This window comes from Methylomonas sp. 11b, assembly GCF_000515215.1.
Classification (GTDB): Bacteria; Pseudomonadota; Gammaproteobacteria; order Methylococcales; family Methylomonadaceae; genus Methylomonas.
In genome coordinates this window covers 288,207-309,179 of record NZ_KI911557.1, presented here as the reverse complement: position 1 = coordinate 309,179, position 20,973 = coordinate 288,207, and the positions used below count along the sequence as shown (strand labels likewise).

The window sequence follows — 20,973 nt, the reverse complement described above, 5'->3', positions numbered from 1 at the left end:
ACTAAAACGTTACTTTACGCAACAATCGGCCCGATATTGCGCCTAAGGTCAGCCAGAAAATAGCGTTGTTGATGGATGTCAACACCACAAAATGCTGTTGTAAGGCTTCGGGCGCTAAAGCCTGAGCAACCTCCGGATGCGGTGCGCCGATCAGATGCGGTAAGGCCAGTAAGCCAGCGCCGCCGATTTGCAGCCAGCGCTGTTTGGTCAAAAACAGACCAAACAAGCCAATCGCGGTAGCGGCGGCCGTAAAAAGCCACCACGCTTGGCGACTATGTAATTCGGCGCTGTCAGTACCCGGCAACTCCGGCGGCAAGCCCAATGATGGCGCGACAAAAAATACCAAATAACCGGCCAAACCCCAGCCGAGTCCGTACAGGTAACCGTGTTGATCCCGCCAGTACAGGGCGACACTGATAAACAAGGCAAAGCCGAAGCCGGTCAGGCCATTGAACAGCAAAGTAAAGCCATTGCGTTGCCAGCCGTCCGTCGGTTGCCAGTCATGCACATGCTCAGCCGATGGCGTTTCGAATTGTTCGGCGGCCAAAATCAAGGGCAAGGTTTGATAGTGTTGTAGCACGCTGAGTAACAAGCCGCCCAATAGTCCCGCCAGTAGCGAGATGGCGATCAGCCTACGAAAATCCGCCATGTTAATGGCAGGGAAACGCAGCGCTATGGCGTCCGTCGTGGGCGGCGTTATGCAGGTAGTTGTTGGCGTCCTGCAAGAAACCCAAACCTAAAACGACGGTCAGGCCCAAAACAATAGCACTCAGGCCGGGCAGGATTTTTGAGGAAGAAAGGGTGGTAGATACCGCGAGTGTTTTCATGGTTGTCTGTTCCGAATAAGGTGGACGGAATAACAGAGGGAAAGACAAACCAAAAAAAACCGATTTGACAGATCGCCCTCCGCAATACTGTTGACTACAGTTTTAGGCCTGTCTCCGGGCTCGTGACGAATCACCTACCGTTGCGGGGGCAGCGTCGGCATTTAACCGACTTCCAGTTTCACCCGCCAAGAGCGGGAACCTTAAAACCAGCGGCGATTGTATGCCGCAGCTAGTCGTAGGGCAAATGAAATGTATTGAAATAAGAATAAACTGTGCGGCAGCAGTTCCTCTCGACAAGTTATCGATCAACCAGTAATCGCCCGCAACGCGTGATTCTATCAAAACTAAACACATGCTCTCTCGGGCTTTCATAACAACGCCCCACCAATCTTCGTCTGTAATCCGGCTCGCCTTTTTCGAGATAAATAGTGGCGCCACAAATGGGACATGCCGCCGAATACCGAACTAACCGAATTACTCTTAAATCCCCGTCTCGTAGCAGTTCGAACTGGGCAGACTGTTCATGAAAATTTGTAAACAGTTCATGAGCTACGACGATTCGATCATCCAACAATAATATCCAAGGCTTGATGATCGTGACCCAGGAACCATAGGGAATCGCGAAAATACTGACCAGTAATGTCAAATCTTGCGTTGTCACGGATCTGGGTACGGATAACGATAGCCATCCAGCATAAGCAATTAACACCGAGAACCCAGCTATGATTGCTAGCCAACCCGCTATAACCCAGACATGCCATTGTCTTAATTCGATTTGTCCACGCCGAAATAACCGACTCGCGATCCAACTGGGTTTGACTTCACCTAGTTCAGTCATTTGATAGCTGGCTTGCAAATCGGCTGCATTGTTCCTGCCAAGGACGCCGTCAATCGTTTGGTCTTCTTCCGTTATTTCCGGTATCGGTTCTGCCTTGATATAGAACGTCGTGAGTTGTCCCGGACCGCCCTTTGTGCTTTTACGGTCAGGTTTTGGATAACAAGACAACCCACGTTTACGAGCAAACTCTAAGATTTGCGGCTCTCGGGTTTCGCAATATTTCTTCAATGAACCCGGCCAGTCGATCCACTTTTTAGGATCGGAAATTCCTATAGATTCACCGACTGCGGCGACGATTTCATCAGCCGTGAACCGGCGCTTCGACTCTTCGAATTCTGACTTCTTCAACGATTCCTGGGCTAACGCGCGCAATATGCGGTGCCCTTTTTCATCGCTTGGCTCGCTATCCAACCAATCGATCAAGCATTGAATTACCTCGCGCATAAACCACCCCAAACCAGGTAACCAGCAGTAGTTGTCTGGCTAGCGAATAGCCGATTCATAACAATTTCCTCCATAACAAATTCAAGATAAGCAATATAAAAATGATTTTGGAATGCAATTATTCAGGTCAAACACCAATTAAGGCTCTACTTCTTGTAGGCAAAGTCCCTGGTAAGCAGAACGAGATTAGAAGAATTTCAGGATCATTCAATTCATTGGACCCTGCAATTAGCCTGGCGTTATCAAATTGGCCGTCCGTTATTTGCCGAAAAAAGCGTCGCCAGCGCAATAGGACAATTATTTTCAACAAAGCCAAATCATATCTATCGGGGGTTCCGGAGGTTTGTGACCCAAATCAGGTCACTTTGCGACCGGGACATTTCCGCGTTGCCTGCCTAGCATATCGACAACAGTCGTTAATCAACTCAGAGGCGTTTATGTCAACACTGGATGAAGATCTTGCCCGGTTAAATTTCGAATATCTCATGCTAGCCAGGGAATGCGCACGCAGTAATCCTGAAGAAACGGCCTGGCGCTTTGGATTAGATCGGAATGGTATAGACCATCTCGCCGGCACGACACAGGAGCAACTTCGTGAACACGCCGAAAGCAGTCGCGCAGTGATTCAGTTATTGCCGGTTTATGTTCCAAGCAACTTGCCCATGGTCGCCTATGTGGATCTTCTCCAACCGTGTATCACTGGAACTGCGGATGAAACCAATGCCCTTTAAAAGCAGGTCAAATATAGGCGCGGACTTGCTATTGGCCGAAAGGCTAATCCAGCTTGGCGCACGTCCTCCGATTGTCAGCCAACTCTGCCATTTAACCCGAAAGCAAAGCATCGAATTATCTAAAGCGGTACAAGGACAACCGCCCAAACAAGGCATGCTGCCTCATGATCATCAATGGGCCATCCGCTCGGCGTTCAACAACATTCATGCCTCGCTATTTTTAAGCATAATTGAAGACATCAGACACCGACTTTCTACTCCGAACCTGAGTGCAACCTTACTGGTTACGGCCTATGAGATCTACAGCAACGTCGCTTCCAAAATTTTAGCCGATCGGCAATTTATCCAACCACGCTCCAGCCAACATTATCCGTTAGACATCAACCGGGCTTGGTATTTAATTAGCCTGCTCTCGGCGGGTGATTTGGTTTTCATTCTTTGCGGGCGTTGCCGCGCCCGTTACCTAGGCATGATTCACCCTGAAGCCGCATTTAGTCAATGCCCTATCTGCGAGGTGTGGACTGATCGCTCAGGTCGGCGACGCTGGGTTTCCGCAAAATCAAAAATGCTCACATTGAACAAACAAAGAGCTCGTTAGAGACGATCCATCAGCTACTAAGGAGAAGTCGCATGCATATCGTTGTTGTCACAGCCACCCATTCCCAAATACCCCAGCCAATCCATGGCAAAAATCTAGCCCGCTTGGCCCGAGAATGCTTTGCCAATCAGCAATCGCTGACGATTGATTTTAAGGACGTCAAAACCATCACGCAGGGGTTCTTTCAGGAATTGTTTTTGCCACTGGTCGCCGAATTCGGATCCGATTATCTGAAATCGAAACTGAAAATAGTCAATATGGCGGGGCACGTCGACAACATGATGCAGTCAGCATTCAAAAATCTTGAGGCCTACTTTGACAAACTGACAACGATAGATCAACTGGGTTGCGATGAAGAGATCTATGCCATGAATCAAACTTGGCTCATCAAAGCCAGAGAAATCACACGGGAGAACTCGGTTCTGACCGAATTAATCTTGGGGATTACCGATGAGGCCATGCGCTTGGCAGTTGGTCGTTTATCTTTAGAAGACATTGACTTAATTTCCCGCTCAAACTGGCTATGTTTTACCCCTCGATTTTCGAGTCAGTTTATTCAAAACATCAATAGAGAATCGCCTCCGATGGTGGAAGCCATGCTTGGATTAAGCGGCACTATTGATTAAGGGAGGCAGCTAATGCTCAAGAAATATCAACAGCAAACCTTGGCAATTGAACTGCTCAATCTCCATGCGAAAGTCAAAATCGTGCATCAAGCAACGGGAGTACCGATAAAGTTACTGAGGCAGACATACCGTCAATTACATGGCCAATCGCCCAGCCGTGGATCGATCAAGTTTTCAACCCGAGGTTTGACTGGTAGTCGCCGTAAGTATAAAGATGTAACCATCTTCGCCGTGTGTTTTCAGGTTGCCACGGCCAAATCGAAAGAAGGCCAAATCCAGACGCTAATTACTGCCTTTAATGCGTATAAAAAATCATATCCCTTGGGACAACTCGAGTTTTCCGATGCTTGGGTGGTGGCACAGGACATCAAAGATAAACGAGTTCAACTTTCGAAGTGTCCACAATGTCAATCTTGGGTTTTGTTAAAAGCCCGTGAAGATCTCACTGATCGCTGCAGCATCTGCAAAATACATTTATGAGAAGGTTAACCAAAAATATTTGAATCCTGAGTAAGATAAAATGGCAACCAATCCGGTCATTGCTTTATTTAAAACAAGGCCGGATCGAACCAGCGACCTATTTATTGGTAGACAACAAATACATGAGTAACTCCCAGAAACGTCAGTCGGTATTGAGACCCATCATGATTGATCTTGAGGCGGTTTCAGAAGTCACAGGGCTTTCTGAATCTACCATCCAATCATTGATTCGTGCCGATGAGTTCCCTAAGCCTCGTAAAGCATCTGCACGCCGTTCCTGCTGGTTACTACGCGAAATTGAAGAATGGGCTGAGTCGCGTCCTGTTTCCGATTTATTACCCCCCCCTAATACGGCAATAGGCGGACGCAACGGCAAACCTAAATCTAGAAATGTGCCAATGACTCAAGATGCTCTGACAGATTAAAGAGCCATAGGCGTTTTTCATCGTCATATTGATGCCGATTATAAGTTCCTACCACACCGGGTAACATATGACCGAGAATCGTTTCACCTACGGAATCTGGACATCCTAATTTTGCAAGCAAGGTGCGTGAAGTCCGTCGCAAATCATGCGGTGCCCAATGAGTCACCGTTAATCGAGGCCTCACCTGCTCAGGGCGTATCTGACTATAGGGCTGTCTATAAAACACCTGTTCAGTGACGTATTTTTGTTCGATGTGCCCCACTTTATGACGGGATGGAAATAGAAAACCGTCTCCATATAATTTTTTCCGCCGTAACACCACTGCCAAACCCCTACCGAATAAGGGCACCCTTTGATCTGTAGCAGTTTCATGTCGAGCATTTTTCGTTCTAATTTTCGGTATCGTCCACCAAACTTGACCGCCCTCTTCACTAATTTCAGTTCCTGACATGCCGACAATTTCTGAGCCACGAGTTCCGGTCCAAAGATATAACATTAGAACGTCAGTAATTATCGGTGCGAAATTTGGAAGCCAAGCTATCAATTCACCGATTTCGTCTTCAGTGAGTACGCGTTTAACCACGCCGATGTTCTTACCTTCTATGGTCTTTCCTTTTGATCTAATTTTTCCACGTAAAATTAAGCGCCACCAATTTACTGCAGCTTCAGGTAGTCTGCCGGCATCCATTGCATAATCCCATGCTGCTCCTAACTCACATCGTAATTTTCCGGCCTGCACGGGCGATATTGCGGCGTACTTTTGAATCAAATCAAAAGCCATTGCGCGGGTAATTGCAGTGGATGGTAAATCCGCCATATCACCCAGCATCGTGTTAAACATCCTAGTAATTTCAGTAGAACCTTTTTTGGCTCTGTGGCGACAAACATGTCCAGCTAAATATTCATCACACAGCACTCGGACTGTATAAGCGTTTTCAGAATTTGCCGCCTCTTGTTTTATTATTAAAGCTTTTGCCTCTAATTTAGCTTGCTTTGCCTCTAATACAGGATCATTACCAGAATCACGCTGGTTTTTCAAAGCTTCCCAAGCGACAATAGCCACGGGAAATGACATAGATGGCCAATGACCAATTGACACCTGCCTAAGGCGTCCATCAACAGTGCTTCTATACCGATAAAACCAAGTTCTCACTTTTGCCATGGCAGACAAACGCAGTCCTGGGTAATCGTCAAAAGCCATATGCTGTCCTGGCTGCAAAGCTTTAGCGGTGCGGGCATCGAATTGCATTTTAGTATAGGTTTTTTATGTTGATCGATGACACGAGTATAACTCGAAAAAACCTATACTAAAACCTATACTAAACAGCAAAGTGCAGGGAAGTTTTGAAAAGTGTAGCTGGAGTGAACCCGGCTCACAACATAGAACTATTATCTGTTATTTCATTAACTTACGAATGAATATCCAAACAAAACAAGACAGCAGGCAAGGCAACGAAACACAGCACACCCCGATGATGCAACAATATATGCGCATCAAATCCGGCCAGCCTGACACGCTGCTGTTTTACAGAATGGGCGATTTCTACGAGCTGTTTTTCGATGATGCAAAAAAGGCCGCGCAGTTATTGGATATTACGCTAACCGCTCGCGGCCAATCCGGTGGACAACCAATCCCTATGGCCGGCATTCCTTACCATGCGGCGGAAAACTACATCGCCCGCCTGCTGAAACAAGGCGAATCGATTGCGATATGCGAGCAAATCGGCGACCCGGCCAAATCCAAAGGGCCGGTGGAACGCAAAGTCGTGCGCATCGTCACGCCAGGCACTGTCACCGACGAAGCCTTGTTGGAGGATCGCAAGGACAATCTGCTTGTGTCTCTGGCAGTATTCGACAAGTTGTTCGGACTGGCCTGTCTGGATTTAGGCAGCGGTAAATTTACGCTGCAACAATTGGACAACGAAACCCAGCTGCTTAGCGAAATCGAGCGCTTGAATCCGGCGGAACTGCTGTATAGCGAAGATATTAGACTACCGCCCGCCGTCAAGGAACGCCGCGGCTTATGTAAGCGTCCGCCCTGGCATTTTGACCTTGATAGTTGCCGGCTATTGATTTTGAAGCAGTTCAATAGCCACGACTTGAAAGGTTATGGCTGCGAGCATTTGCCGGCGGCGATTTGCGCGGCGGGTTGTTTGCTGCAATACGTACGCGACACTCAGCAAAGCGCCCTGCCCCATATTCAAGGCATTCGGGTCGAGAACTGCGACGACAGCATCAGTCTGGACGCCGCCAGCCGCCGCAATCTGGAGCTGGACAGCCATCCCAGCGGCCAGATGCAATACACCTTGCTGGGCGTCTTGGATAAGACCGCCACCGCGATGGGCAGCCGTTGCCTGCGGCGCTGGATACACCGGCCCTTGCGGGATCATGCTGTTGTCAATGGTCGCTATGCCTGCGTCGCCAGTCTGTTGGCGAATCAATTATATAAAGACCTACAAGGCAGTCTGCGTCAGGTCGGCGATATAGAACGTATCAGCTCGCGCATTGCGTTGAAATCGGCGCGGCCACGCGATCTACTGGTGCTGCGCCATACATTGGCGACCTTGCCGGCTTTACAAAGTCAGCTGGCCGACAGCGATAACCCGCATCTGGAAAACCTACGCTCGCAACTGCGCGAACAACCGGAATTATTGGCCCTGCTGCAACGCGCCATCATCGATAATCCGCCGGTCTTGATCCGCGACGGCGGCGTGATTGCCCCCGGCTACCACCCGGAGCTGGACGAGCTGCGTAATCTCAGCCAGAACGCCGACCAATTCTTGATCGACATGGAACAGCGCGAGCGAGCCGCTACCGGCATAGCTACACTCAAGGTGAATTACAACCGGGTGCACGGCTATTACATCGAGATTTCCAATGCTCAGGCCGACAAGGTGCCAATGCATTACACCCGCAAGCAAACGCTGAAAGGTGCCGAGCGTTACATCACTCCGGAACTGAAGTCGTTTGAGGACAAAGTGCTCAGTGCCAGAGAAAAATCGCTGTCCTTCGAGAAAGCTTTGTACGATCAATTGCTGGATACGCTGGGCGATGCCCTACTCGATCTACAGCATTGTGCCAACTCGTTGGCCGAACTGGATGTATTGGTAAATTTCGCCGAACGCGCCGAAACCTTAAACTTGTCGCAACCGGTATTGGATCAACAACCCGGCATCGACATCGTTGCCGGTCGACATCTAGTGGTGGAAGCACTCTCCAGCATTCCCTTCGTCGCCAACGACCTGAATTTTTCGACAGAGCGCCGGATGCTGGTCATCACCGGCCCGAACATGGGTGGTAAATCGACTTATATGCGCCAGGCCGCGCTGATCGTGCTGCTGGCGCACATTGGCTGCTACGTGCCTGCGCAATCGCTACGTTGCGGACCGATAGACAAGATATTTACCCGCATCGGCGCCTCCGACGATCTGGCCAGCGGCCGCTCGACTTTTATGGTGGAAATGTCGGAAACCGCGAATATTCTGCATAATGCCACCAGCAACAGCTTGATCCTGATGGATGAGATCGGCCGCGGCACCAGCACTTTCGACGGCTTATCGTTGGCCTGGGCCTGCGCCGATTATCTGGCCCGCCATACCCAGGCGTTCACGCTATTCGCGACCCATTATTTCGAATTAACTACGCTGGCCGAAGAACAAAGCAATATCCACAACATCCATTTGGATGCGATGGAGCACGGCGACAAGATCGTGTTTTTACACGCCGTCAAGGACGGCCCGGCCAGTCAAAGCTACGGTTTGCAAGTGGCGGCGCTGGCCGGAGTGCCGCAGAACGTGATTGCCAACGCCAAAAATAAACTGGCGCAATTGGAAAACACCGCCTACATTGAGCTGCAAAATCATAGCGAAATCAACCAATTCGACTTATTTACCAGCCAGGAATGCCATCCGGCTGTCGTGCTGCTGGAAGAACTCGATCCCGATCATTTGAGTCCTCGGCAAGCATTGGACGCCTTATATCGTTTGAAAGCGCTGCTAAAAGTCAACAAGCGTTGATAGGCAGACATGTTCGCGGCACGCAGCATTGTTCAGACAATTTACCTCGTGCAGCCAGGCAGCTAACAGCGGAAAACCTTGTTTTACATTAACTAATTGCGATTGCAACTAGTATACTTTCCCAAGTATTTCCACTTTGCACAGTAAATTCCATGGCGACACGCCACTTCGAAAAATCATTGATCGTCATTGCGCTGATCGTTCTAACGGTTGGCTTAAGCTATACGGATGCACTGTGGCGCTTTGATCGGTGGATTTATGATGCCCAACTGAAGCTGCTGGCCACGCCGGCTTCAAAAGATATTGTCATTATCGAAGTCGATCAAAAAAGCCTGCAAAAACTAGGGCGCTGGCCCTGGCCCAGAGATATTCACGCTCGCCTGCTGGAGACGCTGGCGTCGGCAAAACCCAAGGCGATTGCGTTGGATTTTATTTTTTCCGAAGCGGATCAGCAACATCCTGAATTGGACGCGCACTTAAGCCGCGCACTAGCGAGTAACAAACAAGTAATACTGCCGGTTATTGTCGAACGCAATGGCAATAACGTAGTGGAAACGCTGCCATTACCTGAATTCGCCAAACACGCTGTGTTGGGGCATGCCAATGTCGATTTGGATAAGGACGGCATCAGTAGAAGCATTTTGTTGCAATTGTCCTTGGGCGACTCGCAGTGGTTGGCGATGCCGCTGACTATTTATTCTTTGAACCATCCGGAAATACTTGCCGATTTACCGGGCTTACGGACCGAAACATCGCCAGAAAGCATACATGGCGATTATCGGGTGTGGTTGCCGTTCTTTGCGCCGGGCAGCGATTTCGTTAGAGTTTCTTATTTGGACGTATTGTCGGGGAAGGTGTCCGGACAATTATTCACCGATAAATACATATTGGTCGGGCTGACCGCCAGCGGCATAGAACGCGACCTGCCGGCACCCTTGGCTGTCGGTGATCGGCCCATGAGCGGGGTGGATTTCGTCGCAGCCGGCTTGGATGGCCTCATAAAGCAAACCCTTTGGCAGCCGTTACCGGGCCATTGGCAATTCCTCTTAAGCCTGGCGATAGCCGGTATCGCCGTCAAGATCAGCACTTGTTTTTCACTGCGCTGGCTGGCACTGGCTGTCTCGATACTATCGATGGCAATTTTACTGTTTTGCTTGGTCTTACTGCATACCAGCCACTATTGGTTTGCACCGTCCGTGGCGTTACTGGTGTTAATAATCAGCTATCCACTACGCAGCTGGCGGCATTTTGAGAAACTGATCCAGTCCTTATTCGCGGAACGCAAACGCGCCTACATCACCTTAAACGCTATCGTCGATGGTGTCATAACCACAGATAATAAAGGCTCAATCGAATACATGAATGCCGCCGCTCTGGATATCATCGGCAGCAAACGCCCCAAGACCGCCAGCCAAAATATCGACGAAATATTTAGCCTGGAAATAGACGGCAAACCGCATCGAATCGCTGAATTGATACAGCAAAGCGTCATCAATCAGGGACCGTTGAAAATCAGCAATACTCGCCTATCCATTTCCGACCACTACGCGATGAACGCCAATCTGACCATCGCCCCTTTGATAGGCAGTCGGGGCGCACTGATGGGCACGGTGTTGACCATCAACGATATTGGCGAACGGGTGCTCATGGCGAAAATGCTGCTGAAAAAAGCCGAAGAACAAACCGTAATGCGAGAATTGATTAACCGGACCGAACAAGTCAGCTTGGCCAAAAGCCAATTTCTGTCGCAAATGAGCCACGAATTGCGCACGCCGCTGAACGCCATTATCGGTTTTGCGCAGCTGATGCAAATGGACGATCCGGAACACCCTTTGGCCGAAACCCACCTGGACTCGGTCAATGAAATACTCAAGGCCGGTCTACACTTACTCGGGCTAATAAACGAGCTTTTGGATCTGGCTAAAATCGAGTCCGGCAAAATCAGCGTGAATATCGGCAGCATCAATTTGGTGGAGCTGATCAACGATTGCCAAACCCTGATCACACCCTTGGTGCAAAATAAAGGCCTGGCGCTAATTGTCGATAATCCCTTACCCGAGAACATTGGGCTACAAGCTGACCCGAAACGCGCCAAACAAATTTTATTGAATTTTCTGTCCAACGCCGTGAAATATAATCGCCCCAACGGTTCCATTAACCTGAGCAGCAGACGGGTAGACGATAATCGGGTAAGAATTTCTATTACCGATACCGGCAAAGGTCTGGCGGAGCAACAACAGCAATTGTTATTCCAATCATTTCAGCGTCTGGGTGCGGATAATACCGACATAGAAGGCACCGGTATAGGATTGGCAATTACCAAACAACTTGCGGAACTGATGAACGGTACTGTCGGCGTTAGCAGCACGCCGGGTGTGGGCAGCACGTTTTGGGTGGAATTACTGATCCGTTAAGCCGCTGAGGTTTTTATCTAATACCGGTAACCGTTCCGTAAGCGCTAGTTTCCGATGTTGGGCGCGCACGACCGGAAGCCAGACAGTGAACCAAATCCCATATAGCCGCCGGGCTCCCGCCTTCGCCGGTGAGACATTATTCAAGAGCAGCGTTAACGAATAGCCCTAAAACAAAAAAGCTCTTGAATCTAACAACAATTAAATGCTGTCTATACTTACACGCTAAATTTCAATACCGCCCACGCGGCTATTGATGTCCAAAAACACCGTTTGTAGAGGCCATTATGAAACGTCTTTTCGCCTGTTGTAGCCTGGGGTTAGCCCTTTGCATGCCGAATGCGGTATCAGCCGATGAAACAGTCATCGGATACATCAAAACCATCAACGATCAAACGACTATTGACGAAAGTAGCGGCCCGATCAAAGCCAGCCTTGGTTCGCCGATTCATGTCGGCAACGTCATTAAAACCGACCAGAACGGCGCTGCCGGGGTAACGCTGAAAGACAATACCATTTTGTCGATCGGCCCGAATACCGAATTCAAAATAGAAGCTTATCAATTCGAACCCCAGCAGGACAAATTGCAATTAAACGCCAGCCTATTAAAAGGCACCCTGCATTATATTTCCGGCGTCATCGCCAAACTCAAGCCGGAAGCGGTAACGGTAAAAACTCCTACCGGCGTGATTGCGGTAAGAGGCACGCGTTTTTTAGTCAAAGTTGAAGAATAAGCCGAGTATTTGCCATGACGACAATTTCCTTACCCAAAATCCTCACATTCGCCGCTGCACTGGGTTTAAGCGGTTGCGCCAAATCTTATTTGGTATTGCTGGAAGATCACGACGGCTCAACCGGAAAAGTGATTTTCAGCGGTGCCAACAGCGAAACCGTGATCGAACAAGCCGGTTTTGGTGCAGCTCTGGACAACTCCAAAACCGTATTCAAAGTCGAACAAGAAAAGATCAATAAAGACTTTGGCAGAGCCTTGGCTTCCGAGCCGGTATTGCCGGAGATATTTTTATTGTATTTTGAGACCGGCGGCACCAAGCTGACCGCCGAATCGGCGGCTTTGATTCCCAAGATCATCGAAACCGCCGGCAAACATCCGGCCGCCGATATTTCAGTGATCGGTCACACCGATACGGTGGGCGATGCGGGCAAAAACGAAAAATTGGCGAATGAGCGCGCCGTTCAGGTAAGCCGTTTGTTCGACCCTAGTAAGCTGGATGTGAAGGAAGTCGCCGTCACATCGCACGGCGAAAAGAATTTGTTGATCAAGACCGGCGATGAAACGTCCGAACCGCGAAACCGTCGGGTAGAAGTGACGATTCGATAATTACCAAACAAATAAAACCGCCGGCGCTGAAACTGGCGGTTTTATTTCCTTATTTTTATTCGCTAGCTAGAACTTTCGCCAATTGCGCAGCGGGTACATAGCCGGGCAAGATATTGCCTTTTTGCGTGACTATCATCGGTGTGCCGTTCATACCAAACGCTTCACCTAAGGCCATATGTTCATCCACAGGGTTTTCGCAGGTTTTTGCATCCAGATGCTCACCTTTCTTCGCGGTGGTTAGCGCTTTATTTTTGTCGGCAGCACACCAGACTGAGACGGCTTTTTTATAGGAATCCGACCCTTTGCCGGCTCTAGGGAAAAACATGTAGCGTATCGTAATACCCTGCGCCATATATTGATCGATTTCCGAGTGCAGCTTGCGGCAATATCCGCAATCGATGTCGGTAAAGATAGACACGACATGTTTGCTGGTTTCCGGTTTGAAAATAATCATTTTTTGTTCGCCGACTTTATCCAGCGAGGCTTTACGCACGTCAGCCAGCTTGGATTCGGTGATATTTTTCTTTGCTTCGGCGTCGAAGAGCTGCCCTTGCAATAAATATTTACCGTCTTCGGATGCATAAAAGATATTGCCACCCATAGACACTTCGTACAGCCCTTTGACTTCCGATGGTTTCACCGAGTCAACCTGCCCCCCCGGCATAAACTCACTCAAGGCTTTTTTAATGGCGGCTTCGTCGGCAAATAATGCTGGGCTAGTCAAAGCCAGTAGCGTCAAAGCCAGAATGTGTGTGATTTTTTTCATGTAATTACCAGGGAAGATTAGAAAGGAATGTGGTTGACCACAACGCTGGTGCTTTGTTCAGCGTTATTGAAATAATCTACCTATATCGAGAAACATCGCCAAGCCCATCAGCAGCATTAATAGCAGCATGCCGGCTTGCTGAAAATACAGTTGCATTCTTTCCGGAAGCGGGCTGCCTTTAATGGCCTCAACCGCGAAAAACAGCAAATGACCGCCGTCCAGCACCGGCACCGGTAGTAAATTCAACACACCCAGACTGACGCTAACCAAACCTAGAAACTTCAGAAATGCAGTAAATCCCATTTCAGCCGATTGACCGGCGTATTGGGCAATGCTGATGGGGCCGCTCAAATTCTCGATTGAAGCGGAACCCACCACCATTTTTCCCATCATTTTTAGAGTCGTCACCGCATAAAACCAAACTCTCTTTCCGGCGACTGGCACTGCATCCAAAGGCGATAAGGCATGTATCACCATCATGGAGTCCAGCAATTCTTTCGGCGCGTCGACACCTGCGCCGATTTTACCGACTGCCTTACCCTCGCCCTGCTGCTCGCTACGCGGCGTGATGCTTAATGGCAATTGCGCGCCGCTGCGCTCCAGCAATAATTTAATTTCGACATCCGGCCGGGCCTGCACATAATCCACCCATTGTTGCCAGTCGGTAATGGCGGTGCCGTCCGCGCTGAGAATTAAATCCCCGCTTTGTAAACCAGCTTGTTTGGCAACCCCATCGTCAAGCAGCTTGCCGATAACCGGCTTTATAGTCGGTACCCAAGGCTTCAAACCCAAACGCTTATGTAGCGTTTCCGGAGTTTGTACATCTTGTTCAGTTAGGTGAATCAAGCGAATTTGTTGACTATCGTCTATCGCTTTAGTCAGCACGCTGATCTCGGTTTTACCGTCAATCGCCAAGGTCAACAAGGTATCCAGGGCTTCTATCCAGGTCGGCGTTGGGGTGTCGTCGATACTGACGATTTCGTCGCCTGTTGCAAAACCGGCTTGCTCGGCCAGAGATCCGGCCTCCACCCCACCGATGACCGGTCTGACCCCGGCTTCGCCGATGACCAACACCAACCAAAATAAAACCACGGCCAGCAGTAAATTGGCGATAGGTCCGGCGGCGACTACGGCGGTTCGGGCCAGCAACGGCTGCCGGTTGAATGCATAGGGCAAATCCTCGGCTTTAACGGCTTCTTCGCGTTCGTCGACCATTTTTACATAGCCGCCCAACGGAATCGCAGCGACGACGAACTGAGTATCGGCGGGGCTTTTTTGCCAGCTAATCAGCGGCTTGCCGAAACCAATGGAAAAACGAATAACTTTGATGCCTACCTTGCGCGCCGCCCAAAAATGGCCGTATTCATGAAACGCCACCAGTACTGCGATGGCGACGATAAAATAAAACAAGGTATGCAAAGTATCCATTAACTAGTGTTTGAGCTCGGCAATCACTGCATTAGCAACGTCCCTGGCCTGCTGGTCGGCTGCTAGGACATGTTCGAGCGTATCGGCGCAATCGGCTTTAAATTTTGCCATGCTCCGCTCTATGATGCGCGCAATATCGGTAAAGCGCACCTGCTCGTTCAAAAAGGCTTCTACAGCAATTTCATTGGCTGCATTCAAAACAGTCGGCATAATGCCACCGGCTTTGATAGCTTCGTAGGCCAATCTCAGACAAGGAAAACGCTGTAAATCGGGCTGTTCGAAATCCATGTGTTTGACTTCGAAAATATTCAGCGGTGCGACTCCGGAATCGAACCGTTCCGGCCAAGCCATCGCGTGCGCGATTGGCGTACGCATGTCGGGGTTGCCCATTTGCGCCAATACCGAGCCATCGACATAATCAACCATGGAATGAATGATGCTCTGCGGATGAATCACCACTTGAATGGCATCGGGGTCCATATTGAACAGCAGACAGGCTTCGATCAACTCCAAGCCTTTGTTCATCATCGTCGCCGAATCTACGGAAATTTTCCGGCCCATATCCCATTTTGGATGTGCCACCGCTTGGTCGGGCGTAACGGTATCCAGATCGGCTATCGGCGTTTGTCGAAACGGACCGCCGGATGCAGTCAATAAAATGCGTCTGGCTTGTTTGGCAGTATGCCCGGTGGTGTAACCGGCCGGCATGCATTGAAATATTGCGTTGTGTTCGCTGTCTATCGGTAGCAGCGTAGCGCCGTTTTCGGCGACCGCTTGCATAAAAATTTGCCCGGACATGACTAAGGCTTCCTTGTTGGCCAGCAATACCGTTTTGCCGGCTTTCGCGGCCGCCAAGGTTGGCAACAAACCTGCTGCGCCAACGATAGCGGCCATTACCGCATCGACATTGTCCAGGGTGGCGACTTGCGTCAAGGCATCTGCGCCGGCCAGTACCTTCATGCCGGCGACCGGCGAACCGGCGATTTTATCTTTAAACGCTTGAGCATTGTCCGGATTGGCGACTACCGCATATTCCGGTCTATGTGCCAGACATTGTTCGAACAAGGCGTCGATATTACCGTTGGCGGTTAATGCCACCACTTTGTATCGATCAGGATGGCGCGCTACGACATCGAGTGTGCTGACGCCAATCGAGCCGGTGGCTCCGAGTATGCAAATACCTTTCATGCGTAAAACACCCTACCAATCAATAAAATGCCAGCATAGAAAAAAGGTGCGGCCGCGATAATACTATCCACCCTATCCAATACGCCGCCGTGGCCAGGCAACAAGTTACCGCTGTCTTTAACACCTTTTTTACGTTTGATCAGACTAAAAAACAAATCACCATAAATCGAAATCAACACGGTCATGACCGACAAAATCAACATATCGGTCCAAACCAATCCATTCAGAAATCTTAATGCTCCAGAGTCAGCCTGTTCCGGCTGAGTTGCGGTAATCCAACCATAGATAGTAAAACCTATACCGCATACAGCAGCAGATATTAAGGCGCCATACATGCCTTGGACCGTTTTACCTGGGCTTATTTCCGGAGCCAGCTTGTCTTTGCCCCAAGTTTTACCGGAAAAGAAGGCGGAAATATCCGCAGCCCAAATCAACAGCAAAAAGTAGATCACCATGCCGGGACCGTAATAAGCCCTTAATTTGCTGAGAAACATCCACGCCGAAAGCAATACCAACCAACCGCTGAACGTCTTGAGCCGCGATTTGAATTCGATATTTATCAACTGGGAACCGGCTTTTCGGATCAAAACCATCATCAACACCCAAAACATCACAGGAGCGATGACAAACCATTCCAATGCATCCGAATAATCCTTGATTTCCGGCCATTCCATCGCTTCGCTTAGCAGTTCCAACAACACTGTCCAGTAAGTAACGCCCAGCATTGGCAAAATCAGAAACGCTACGAAAATTATTTTCCGGGTGACTGTGTTGACATCGGTCAAGGCCATCCATTCAAAGGCGGCTATCAAGGTAATGACTGCGATAAAGAGGGAGAAATAAAGGGCTGGCAATTGCATAACTGCCGTGATGCACACGGCAGCCAGTACTAGCGCGGTTAAGATGCGTTTTAATAACATGTGTTTGATTTTTAATTATTATGGTTATAGAAAAATCCCTAGAGAACTCTGTTATCGATGACTTGTTCGCCAGTGTGTCCGAAGCGCCTTTGCCGGCCTTTGAAGCTACCGATAGCCTTTTCCAACGCTTTCTGATCAAAATCGGGCCAAAGCGCATCAGTAAAATAAAATTCTGTATACGCCAATTGCCATAGCAGAAAATTACTGATGCGTTCTTCGCCGCCCGAACGGATAAACAAATCAGGCTCGGGTAACTCTGCGGTAACCAGATACTGATTGACGAGCTGCTCTGAAATAGCTTGTTCGTCAATCTCGCCCGATTTTACCCCGGCAACGATTTTCCGCAATGCTTGGGTGATGTCCCAACGTCCGCCATAGTTGGCGGCAATCAACAATGTCAATCCGTCGTTTTGTGCTGTTTGCCCTTCGGCAGTGGCGATTTTTTCCCGCAGCTTTTCCGGAAACGCACTTTTATCACCGATGATTTTCAGCCTGATGTTATTTTTATCGAGCTTGTCAACCTCGGATTGCAGCGTGTTCATGAACAGTTCCATCAGCAAACTGACTTCATCCTGCGGCCTGCGCCAGTTTTCGCTGCTAAAAGCGAACAAAGATAGCACTTCGATGTTCTGTTTGGCACAATATTCGACGATCTTCCTGACCGCCTTGACGCCGGCATAATGCCCCATGATCCTGGGCATCAAGCGTTTTTGCGCCCAGCGACCGTTGCCATCCATGATGATGGCAATATGCCGTGGGTTGCCGTTATTTATCGCCGGTTTATCGTTATCAGCAGCAGTCATCTCGCCTCTCGGTTACATGGAAAGCAAGTCGGCTTCTTTTTCTTCAAGATGCTTCTCTACTTCCTTGATGTATTGATCGGTGAGCTTTTGGATCTTTTCTTCGGCCTGACGTGCGTCGTCCTCGGAAATTAGTTTCTCTTTCAACGCGTCCTTGATCGCGGCATTGGCGTCACGGCGAATATTTCGAATCGCTACCCGACCTTGTTCCGCTTCATTTTTGACGATTTTAACCAAATCGCGGCGGCGCTCTTCGGTCAGTGCCGGCAAAGGCAAGCGAATCACCGTGCCTTGTGTAGCAGGGTTTAAACCCAAACCGGAAGACATAATGGCTTTTTCGATAGCCTGGATCATGCTTTTTTCCCAAGGCACGACTTTCAAAGTACGCGCGTCCTCGACGGACACATTAGCAACCTGAGATAAAGGTGATTCATTGCCGTAATAAGTCACACTGATTTGATCCAGCAAACTGGGATGGGCGCGCCCGGTTCTAATTTTGGTAAATGCTTTTTGCAAGGACTCGATGCTTTTCACCATACGTGATGCGGCATCTTGTTGAATATCGCTGATCATTTTGTTAGTTCCTCTCGATTAGGGAGCCTATATCTTCACCGCGCATCAAGCGCATGATCGCTCCCGGCTCAAATACATTCATTACCCGCATAGGCAGATTATTGTCCCGGCACAAGACCAAGGCCGTGGTGTCCATGACATTCAAGCGCTGGTCGATGGCTTCGTCATAGGTCAGACGAGGATAGAATACTGCGTCCGCGACTTTATTCGGGTCCGCCGAATAAACGCCTTTAACTTTCGTCGCTTTAATCATCAACTCGGCATCTATCTCTATGGCGCGTAAACTGGCGGCGGTATCAGTAGTGAAAAACGGATTGCCCGTGCCGGCAGCGAAAATAGCCACTCTACCTTTTTCCAAATGCCTGACGGCCCGGCGACGGATATAGTCTTCGCACACCTGATTGATTTTCAGGGCAGTCATCACCCTAACAGGCTGCCCGAGATACTCCAGCGCATCCTGCATGGCCAAAGCATTAATGACCGTTGCCAGCATGCCCATTTGATCGCCGGTGACCCGATTCAGGCCTTCAGATGCTTTCTCGCCGCCGCGCAAAATATTGCCGCCACCGATGACCAAGCCGACCTGGATACCTGCATCGCACAAGTCTTTCACTTCCTGAGCCAAGCGTTGCACTATATCGGGATCGATACTGCCGCCGCGTTCGCTCGCCAGTGCTTCGCCGCTCAATTTAAGTAAAATTCTCTGACAAATCAATTGACTCATAATCAAATATCCACCGTAAACATGGGTTAAAAGCAACGAACTAATATAAATAAACCCGGCGAACCGGGTTTTATTAGGAGGCGTTTAGCCTCTAACTTGTGCCATAACTTCGGCGGCAAAATCTTCTTCTTTTTTCTCGATGCCTTCGCCCACTTCGAAACGAGCAAAACGCACTACAGCGTTGCCTTTAGATGCCAGCAATTTACCAACGGTAACGCTGTCGTCTTTGATGAAAGGCTGACCCAACAACGTGACTTCCGCCAGAAATTTATTGATACGACCGCCGATCATTTTTTCAACGATCTCGGCAGGCTTGCCACTTTCCAGTGCTTGCGCAGCAAAAATTTCTTTTTCCTTGGCAATGACATCGGCCGATACTTGATCATCCGACACATATTCAGGCTTGGCAGCAGCAACATGCATCGCCACGTCTTTACCCAAAGCTGGATCGTTTTTGGTCAATTCGACGATAACGCCGATTTTACTGCCGTGCAGGTAAGCTGCCTGACCACCATCAGTGGTGGTGAATTTAACGAAACGGCGCACAGTAATGTTTTCGCCGATTTTAGCAATCAACGCACGACGAGTATCGTCTACGCTGACGCCAGTGCTCAGTAACATGGCTTGTAACTCTTCGTCGCTATTGACATTCGCATTCAACAAGCTGTTGACGACATCATTAGCAAAACCAATAAAATCATCGCCTTTGGCAACGAAATCGGTTTCGCAGTTAACGTCTACCATAACAACGGTTTTAGCGTCGTCAGAAACTTTAACACCAATAATGCCTTCCGCCGCGATACGGCCGGATTTTTTATCGGCTTTTGCAAGACCGGCTTTACGCATGTTTTCAATGGCCAGTTCCATATCGCCATTGGCTTCAACCAGGGCTTTCTTGCACTCCATCATGCCTGAGCCGGTACGCTCACGCAATTCCTTGACCATCGCCGCACTAATACTCATCATTTTTTCCTCAAATTTTATTAACTAAAAAAACGCCTCACAAAGGAGGCGTTTAAAAGACAGTCTGTTCTGAATACCAGATTCAGCGGCGCTCAACCGCTTTGGCCGAGCGCGTTTAAAACTTACGCTTCCGTTACGACTTCTTCTACAAAATCGTCGGCTTTGGCTGAAGCATCCATACGCAAGGCTTTCGCTTCCAACACGGAGGCTGAAGCGCTTTGGCAATACAAAGTCACTGCGCGGATAGAATCGTCATTACCTGGGATGACATAATCAATTTTTTCGGGCGAGTTATTGGAGTCAACCACGCCAACCACCGGGATGCCTAATTTTTTGGCTTCCATAATGGCATTTTTTTCATAACCTACGTCCAGAACGAAAATAGCGTCGGGTGTGCCGCGCATATCTTTGATACCGCCCAGGCTGCGCTCAAGCTTTTCCAATTCGCGCTCCATGCCCAAAGCTTCTTTTTTGCTGAAACGTTGGTACAAGGTGCCATCGGCTTTCATCGCTTCCAGTTCTTTCAAACGGTTGATGGATTTTTTGATGGTTTTGAAGTTGGTCAACATGCCGCCCAACCAACGATGGTTGACGTAGGGCATGCCACAACGTTTTGCTTCTTCCGCCACGACTTTACGCGCCGCTTTTTTGGTACCAACAAACAGAATGGTACCTTTGTTGGCGGTCATTTGACCAAGATAGTTCATCGCATCGTTAAACAAAGGAAGCGTTTGTTCCAAATCGATGATATGAATTTTGTTACGGGCTCCAAACAAGTAGGAAGCCATTTTCGGGTTCCAGTAACGGGTTTGATGTCCAAAGTGAACACCCGCTTCCAGCATTTGACGCATTGACACTGCTGCCATTTAGTTCTCC

At 49.2% G+C, this 20,973-nt stretch carries 22 protein-coding genes and 1 riboswitch; of the genes, 9 read left to right on the top strand and 13 right to left on the bottom strand.

The genetic code is table 11. The features are described from left to right. Position 1: 1 nt before the first annotated feature. The 3 genes from METH11B_RS0101405 to METH11B_RS0101395 form a co-directional block, all read right to left on the bottom strand. A complete protein-coding gene (locus METH11B_RS0101405; RefSeq protein ID WP_026600438.1) occupies positions 2-649 on the bottom strand; it encodes a CbtA family protein in 648 nt (215 codons plus the stop codon). 1 nt (position 650) lies between these two features. Beyond that, positions 651-827, bottom strand: a complete 177-nt coding sequence (locus METH11B_RS28250; protein WP_081733726.1) for a CbtB domain-containing protein — start codon at positions 825-827, stop codon at positions 651-653. 88 nt (positions 828-915) lie between these two features. After that, positions 916-1,045, bottom strand: a riboswitch (cobalamin riboswitch). A gap of 80 nt (positions 1,046-1,125) precedes the next feature. Next, positions 1,126-2,109, bottom strand: coding sequence for a hypothetical protein (locus tag METH11B_RS0101395; RefSeq protein WP_026600437.1), 984 nt, complete (start codon positions 2,107-2,109; stop codon positions 1,126-1,128). 101 nt (positions 2,110-2,210) lie between these two features. On the opposite strand from METH11B_RS0101395, the gene METH11B_RS29670 reads away from it, so the two are divergent. The 5 genes from METH11B_RS29670 to METH11B_RS28245 all read left to right on the top strand — a co-directional run bounded on the left by METH11B_RS29670 (position 2,211) and on the right by METH11B_RS28245 (position 4,969). Next, positions 2,211-2,840, top strand: coding sequence for a flagellar transcriptional regulator FlhD (locus METH11B_RS29670; protein WP_020481840.1), 630 nt, complete (start codon positions 2,211-2,213; stop codon positions 2,838-2,840). Beyond that, the gene (locus METH11B_RS27505) at positions 2,830-3,438 is read left to right on the top strand and encodes a FlhC family transcriptional regulator (protein WP_026600436.1); all 609 of its coding nucleotides are present in this window, start codon (positions 2,830-2,832) and stop codon (positions 3,436-3,438) included. The genes METH11B_RS29670 and METH11B_RS27505 overlap by 11 nt, the downstream gene beginning before the upstream one ends. A gap of 32 nt (positions 3,439-3,470) precedes the next feature. Further along, positions 3,471-4,064, top strand: coding sequence for an STAS-like domain-containing protein (locus tag METH11B_RS0101380; RefSeq protein ID WP_026600435.1), 594 nt, complete (start codon positions 3,471-3,473; stop codon positions 4,062-4,064). A gap of 12 nt (positions 4,065-4,076) precedes the next feature. After that, on the top strand, positions 4,077-4,544 hold the full coding sequence (locus METH11B_RS0101375; RefSeq protein WP_026600434.1) for a FlhC family transcriptional regulator: 468 nt from the start codon (positions 4,077-4,079) through the stop codon (positions 4,542-4,544). Between the two features lie 164 nt (positions 4,545-4,708). Beyond that, positions 4,709-4,969 (top strand): helix-turn-helix transcriptional regulator, encoded by a 261-nt coding sequence (locus METH11B_RS28245; protein ID WP_197026919.1) that lies wholly within the window; start codon positions 4,709-4,711, stop codon positions 4,967-4,969. On the opposite strand, the gene METH11B_RS0101370 is transcribed toward METH11B_RS28245, so the two are convergent. Then, on the bottom strand, positions 4,929-6,218 hold the full coding sequence (locus METH11B_RS0101370) for a tyrosine-type recombinase/integrase (RefSeq protein WP_036275530.1): 1,290 nt from the start codon (positions 6,216-6,218) through the stop codon (positions 4,929-4,931). The two genes, METH11B_RS28245 and METH11B_RS0101370, sit on opposite strands and share 41 nt — an antisense overlap. 166 nt (positions 6,219-6,384) lie before the next feature. Between METH11B_RS0101370 and mutS the strand changes: the two genes are divergently transcribed. The 4 genes from mutS to METH11B_RS0101350 all read left to right on the top strand — a co-directional run bounded on the left by mutS (position 6,385) and on the right by METH11B_RS0101350 (position 12,735). Continuing rightward, positions 6,385-8,985 carry a DNA mismatch repair protein MutS gene (gene mutS, locus METH11B_RS0101365; protein WP_026600432.1) on the top strand — a complete coding sequence of 867 codons (2,601 nt, stop codon included), beginning with the start codon at positions 6,385-6,387 and terminating at the stop codon, positions 8,983-8,985. 152 nt (positions 8,986-9,137) lie between these two features. Beyond that, complete coding sequence (locus METH11B_RS27500; protein ID WP_026600431.1) at positions 9,138-11,399, top strand: CHASE2 domain-containing protein; 2,262 nt, start codon at positions 9,138-9,140, stop codon at positions 11,397-11,399. A gap of 284 nt (positions 11,400-11,683) precedes the next feature. Next, complete coding sequence (locus METH11B_RS0101355) at positions 11,684-12,130, top strand: FecR family protein (RefSeq protein ID WP_231499565.1); 447 nt, start codon at positions 11,684-11,686, stop codon at positions 12,128-12,130. Between the two features lie 14 nt (positions 12,131-12,144). Beyond that, positions 12,145-12,735 (top strand): OmpA family protein, encoded by a 591-nt coding sequence (locus METH11B_RS0101350; RefSeq protein ID WP_026600429.1) that lies wholly within the window; start codon positions 12,145-12,147, stop codon positions 12,733-12,735. Positions 12,736-12,790: 55 nt separating this feature from the next. Here METH11B_RS0101350 and METH11B_RS0101345 read toward each other — a convergent pair whose 3' ends face one another. The 9 genes from METH11B_RS0101345 to rpsB all read right to left on the bottom strand — a co-directional run bounded on the left by METH11B_RS0101345 (position 12,791) and on the right by rpsB (position 20,963). After that, positions 12,791-13,501, bottom strand: a complete 711-nt coding sequence (locus METH11B_RS0101345; protein WP_026600428.1) for a DsbC family protein — start codon at positions 13,499-13,501, stop codon at positions 12,791-12,793. Between the two features lie 63 nt (positions 13,502-13,564). After that, entirely contained in the window at positions 13,565-14,929 is a 1,365-nt protein-coding gene (rseP, locus tag METH11B_RS0101340; protein WP_026600427.1) for an RIP metalloprotease RseP, read from the bottom strand. Between the two features lie 3 nt (positions 14,930-14,932). Next, on the bottom strand, positions 14,933-16,117 hold the full coding sequence (ispC, locus tag METH11B_RS0101335) for a 1-deoxy-D-xylulose-5-phosphate reductoisomerase (RefSeq protein ID WP_026600426.1): 1,185 nt from the start codon (positions 16,115-16,117) through the stop codon (positions 14,933-14,935). After that, complete coding sequence (locus METH11B_RS0101330; protein WP_026600425.1) at positions 16,114-17,037, bottom strand: phosphatidate cytidylyltransferase; 924 nt, start codon at positions 17,035-17,037, stop codon at positions 16,114-16,116. The genes ispC and METH11B_RS0101330 overlap by 4 nt, the downstream gene beginning before the upstream one ends. Before the next feature lie 38 nt (positions 17,038-17,075). Next, a complete protein-coding gene (locus METH11B_RS0101325) occupies positions 17,076-17,840 on the bottom strand; it encodes an isoprenyl transferase (protein WP_020481854.1) in 765 nt (254 codons plus the stop codon). A gap of 12 nt (positions 17,841-17,852) precedes the next feature. Further along, positions 17,853-18,410 (bottom strand): ribosome recycling factor, encoded by a 558-nt coding sequence (gene frr / locus METH11B_RS0101320; RefSeq protein ID WP_020481855.1) that lies wholly within the window; start codon positions 18,408-18,410, stop codon positions 17,853-17,855. Between the two features lie 4 nt (positions 18,411-18,414). Next, positions 18,415-19,134 (bottom strand): UMP kinase, encoded by a 720-nt coding sequence (gene pyrH, locus METH11B_RS0101315; RefSeq protein WP_020481856.1) that lies wholly within the window; start codon positions 19,132-19,134, stop codon positions 18,415-18,417. 84 nt (positions 19,135-19,218) lie between these two features. Next, a complete protein-coding gene (gene tsf, locus METH11B_RS0101310) occupies positions 19,219-20,097 on the bottom strand; it encodes a translation elongation factor Ts (protein WP_020481857.1) in 879 nt (292 codons plus the stop codon). Between the two features lie 122 nt (positions 20,098-20,219). Next, the gene (gene rpsB, locus METH11B_RS0101305) at positions 20,220-20,963 is read right to left on the bottom strand and encodes a 30S ribosomal protein S2 (RefSeq protein ID WP_020481858.1); all 744 of its coding nucleotides are present in this window, start codon (positions 20,961-20,963) and stop codon (positions 20,220-20,222) included. Positions 20,964-20,973: the final 10 nt, after the last annotated feature.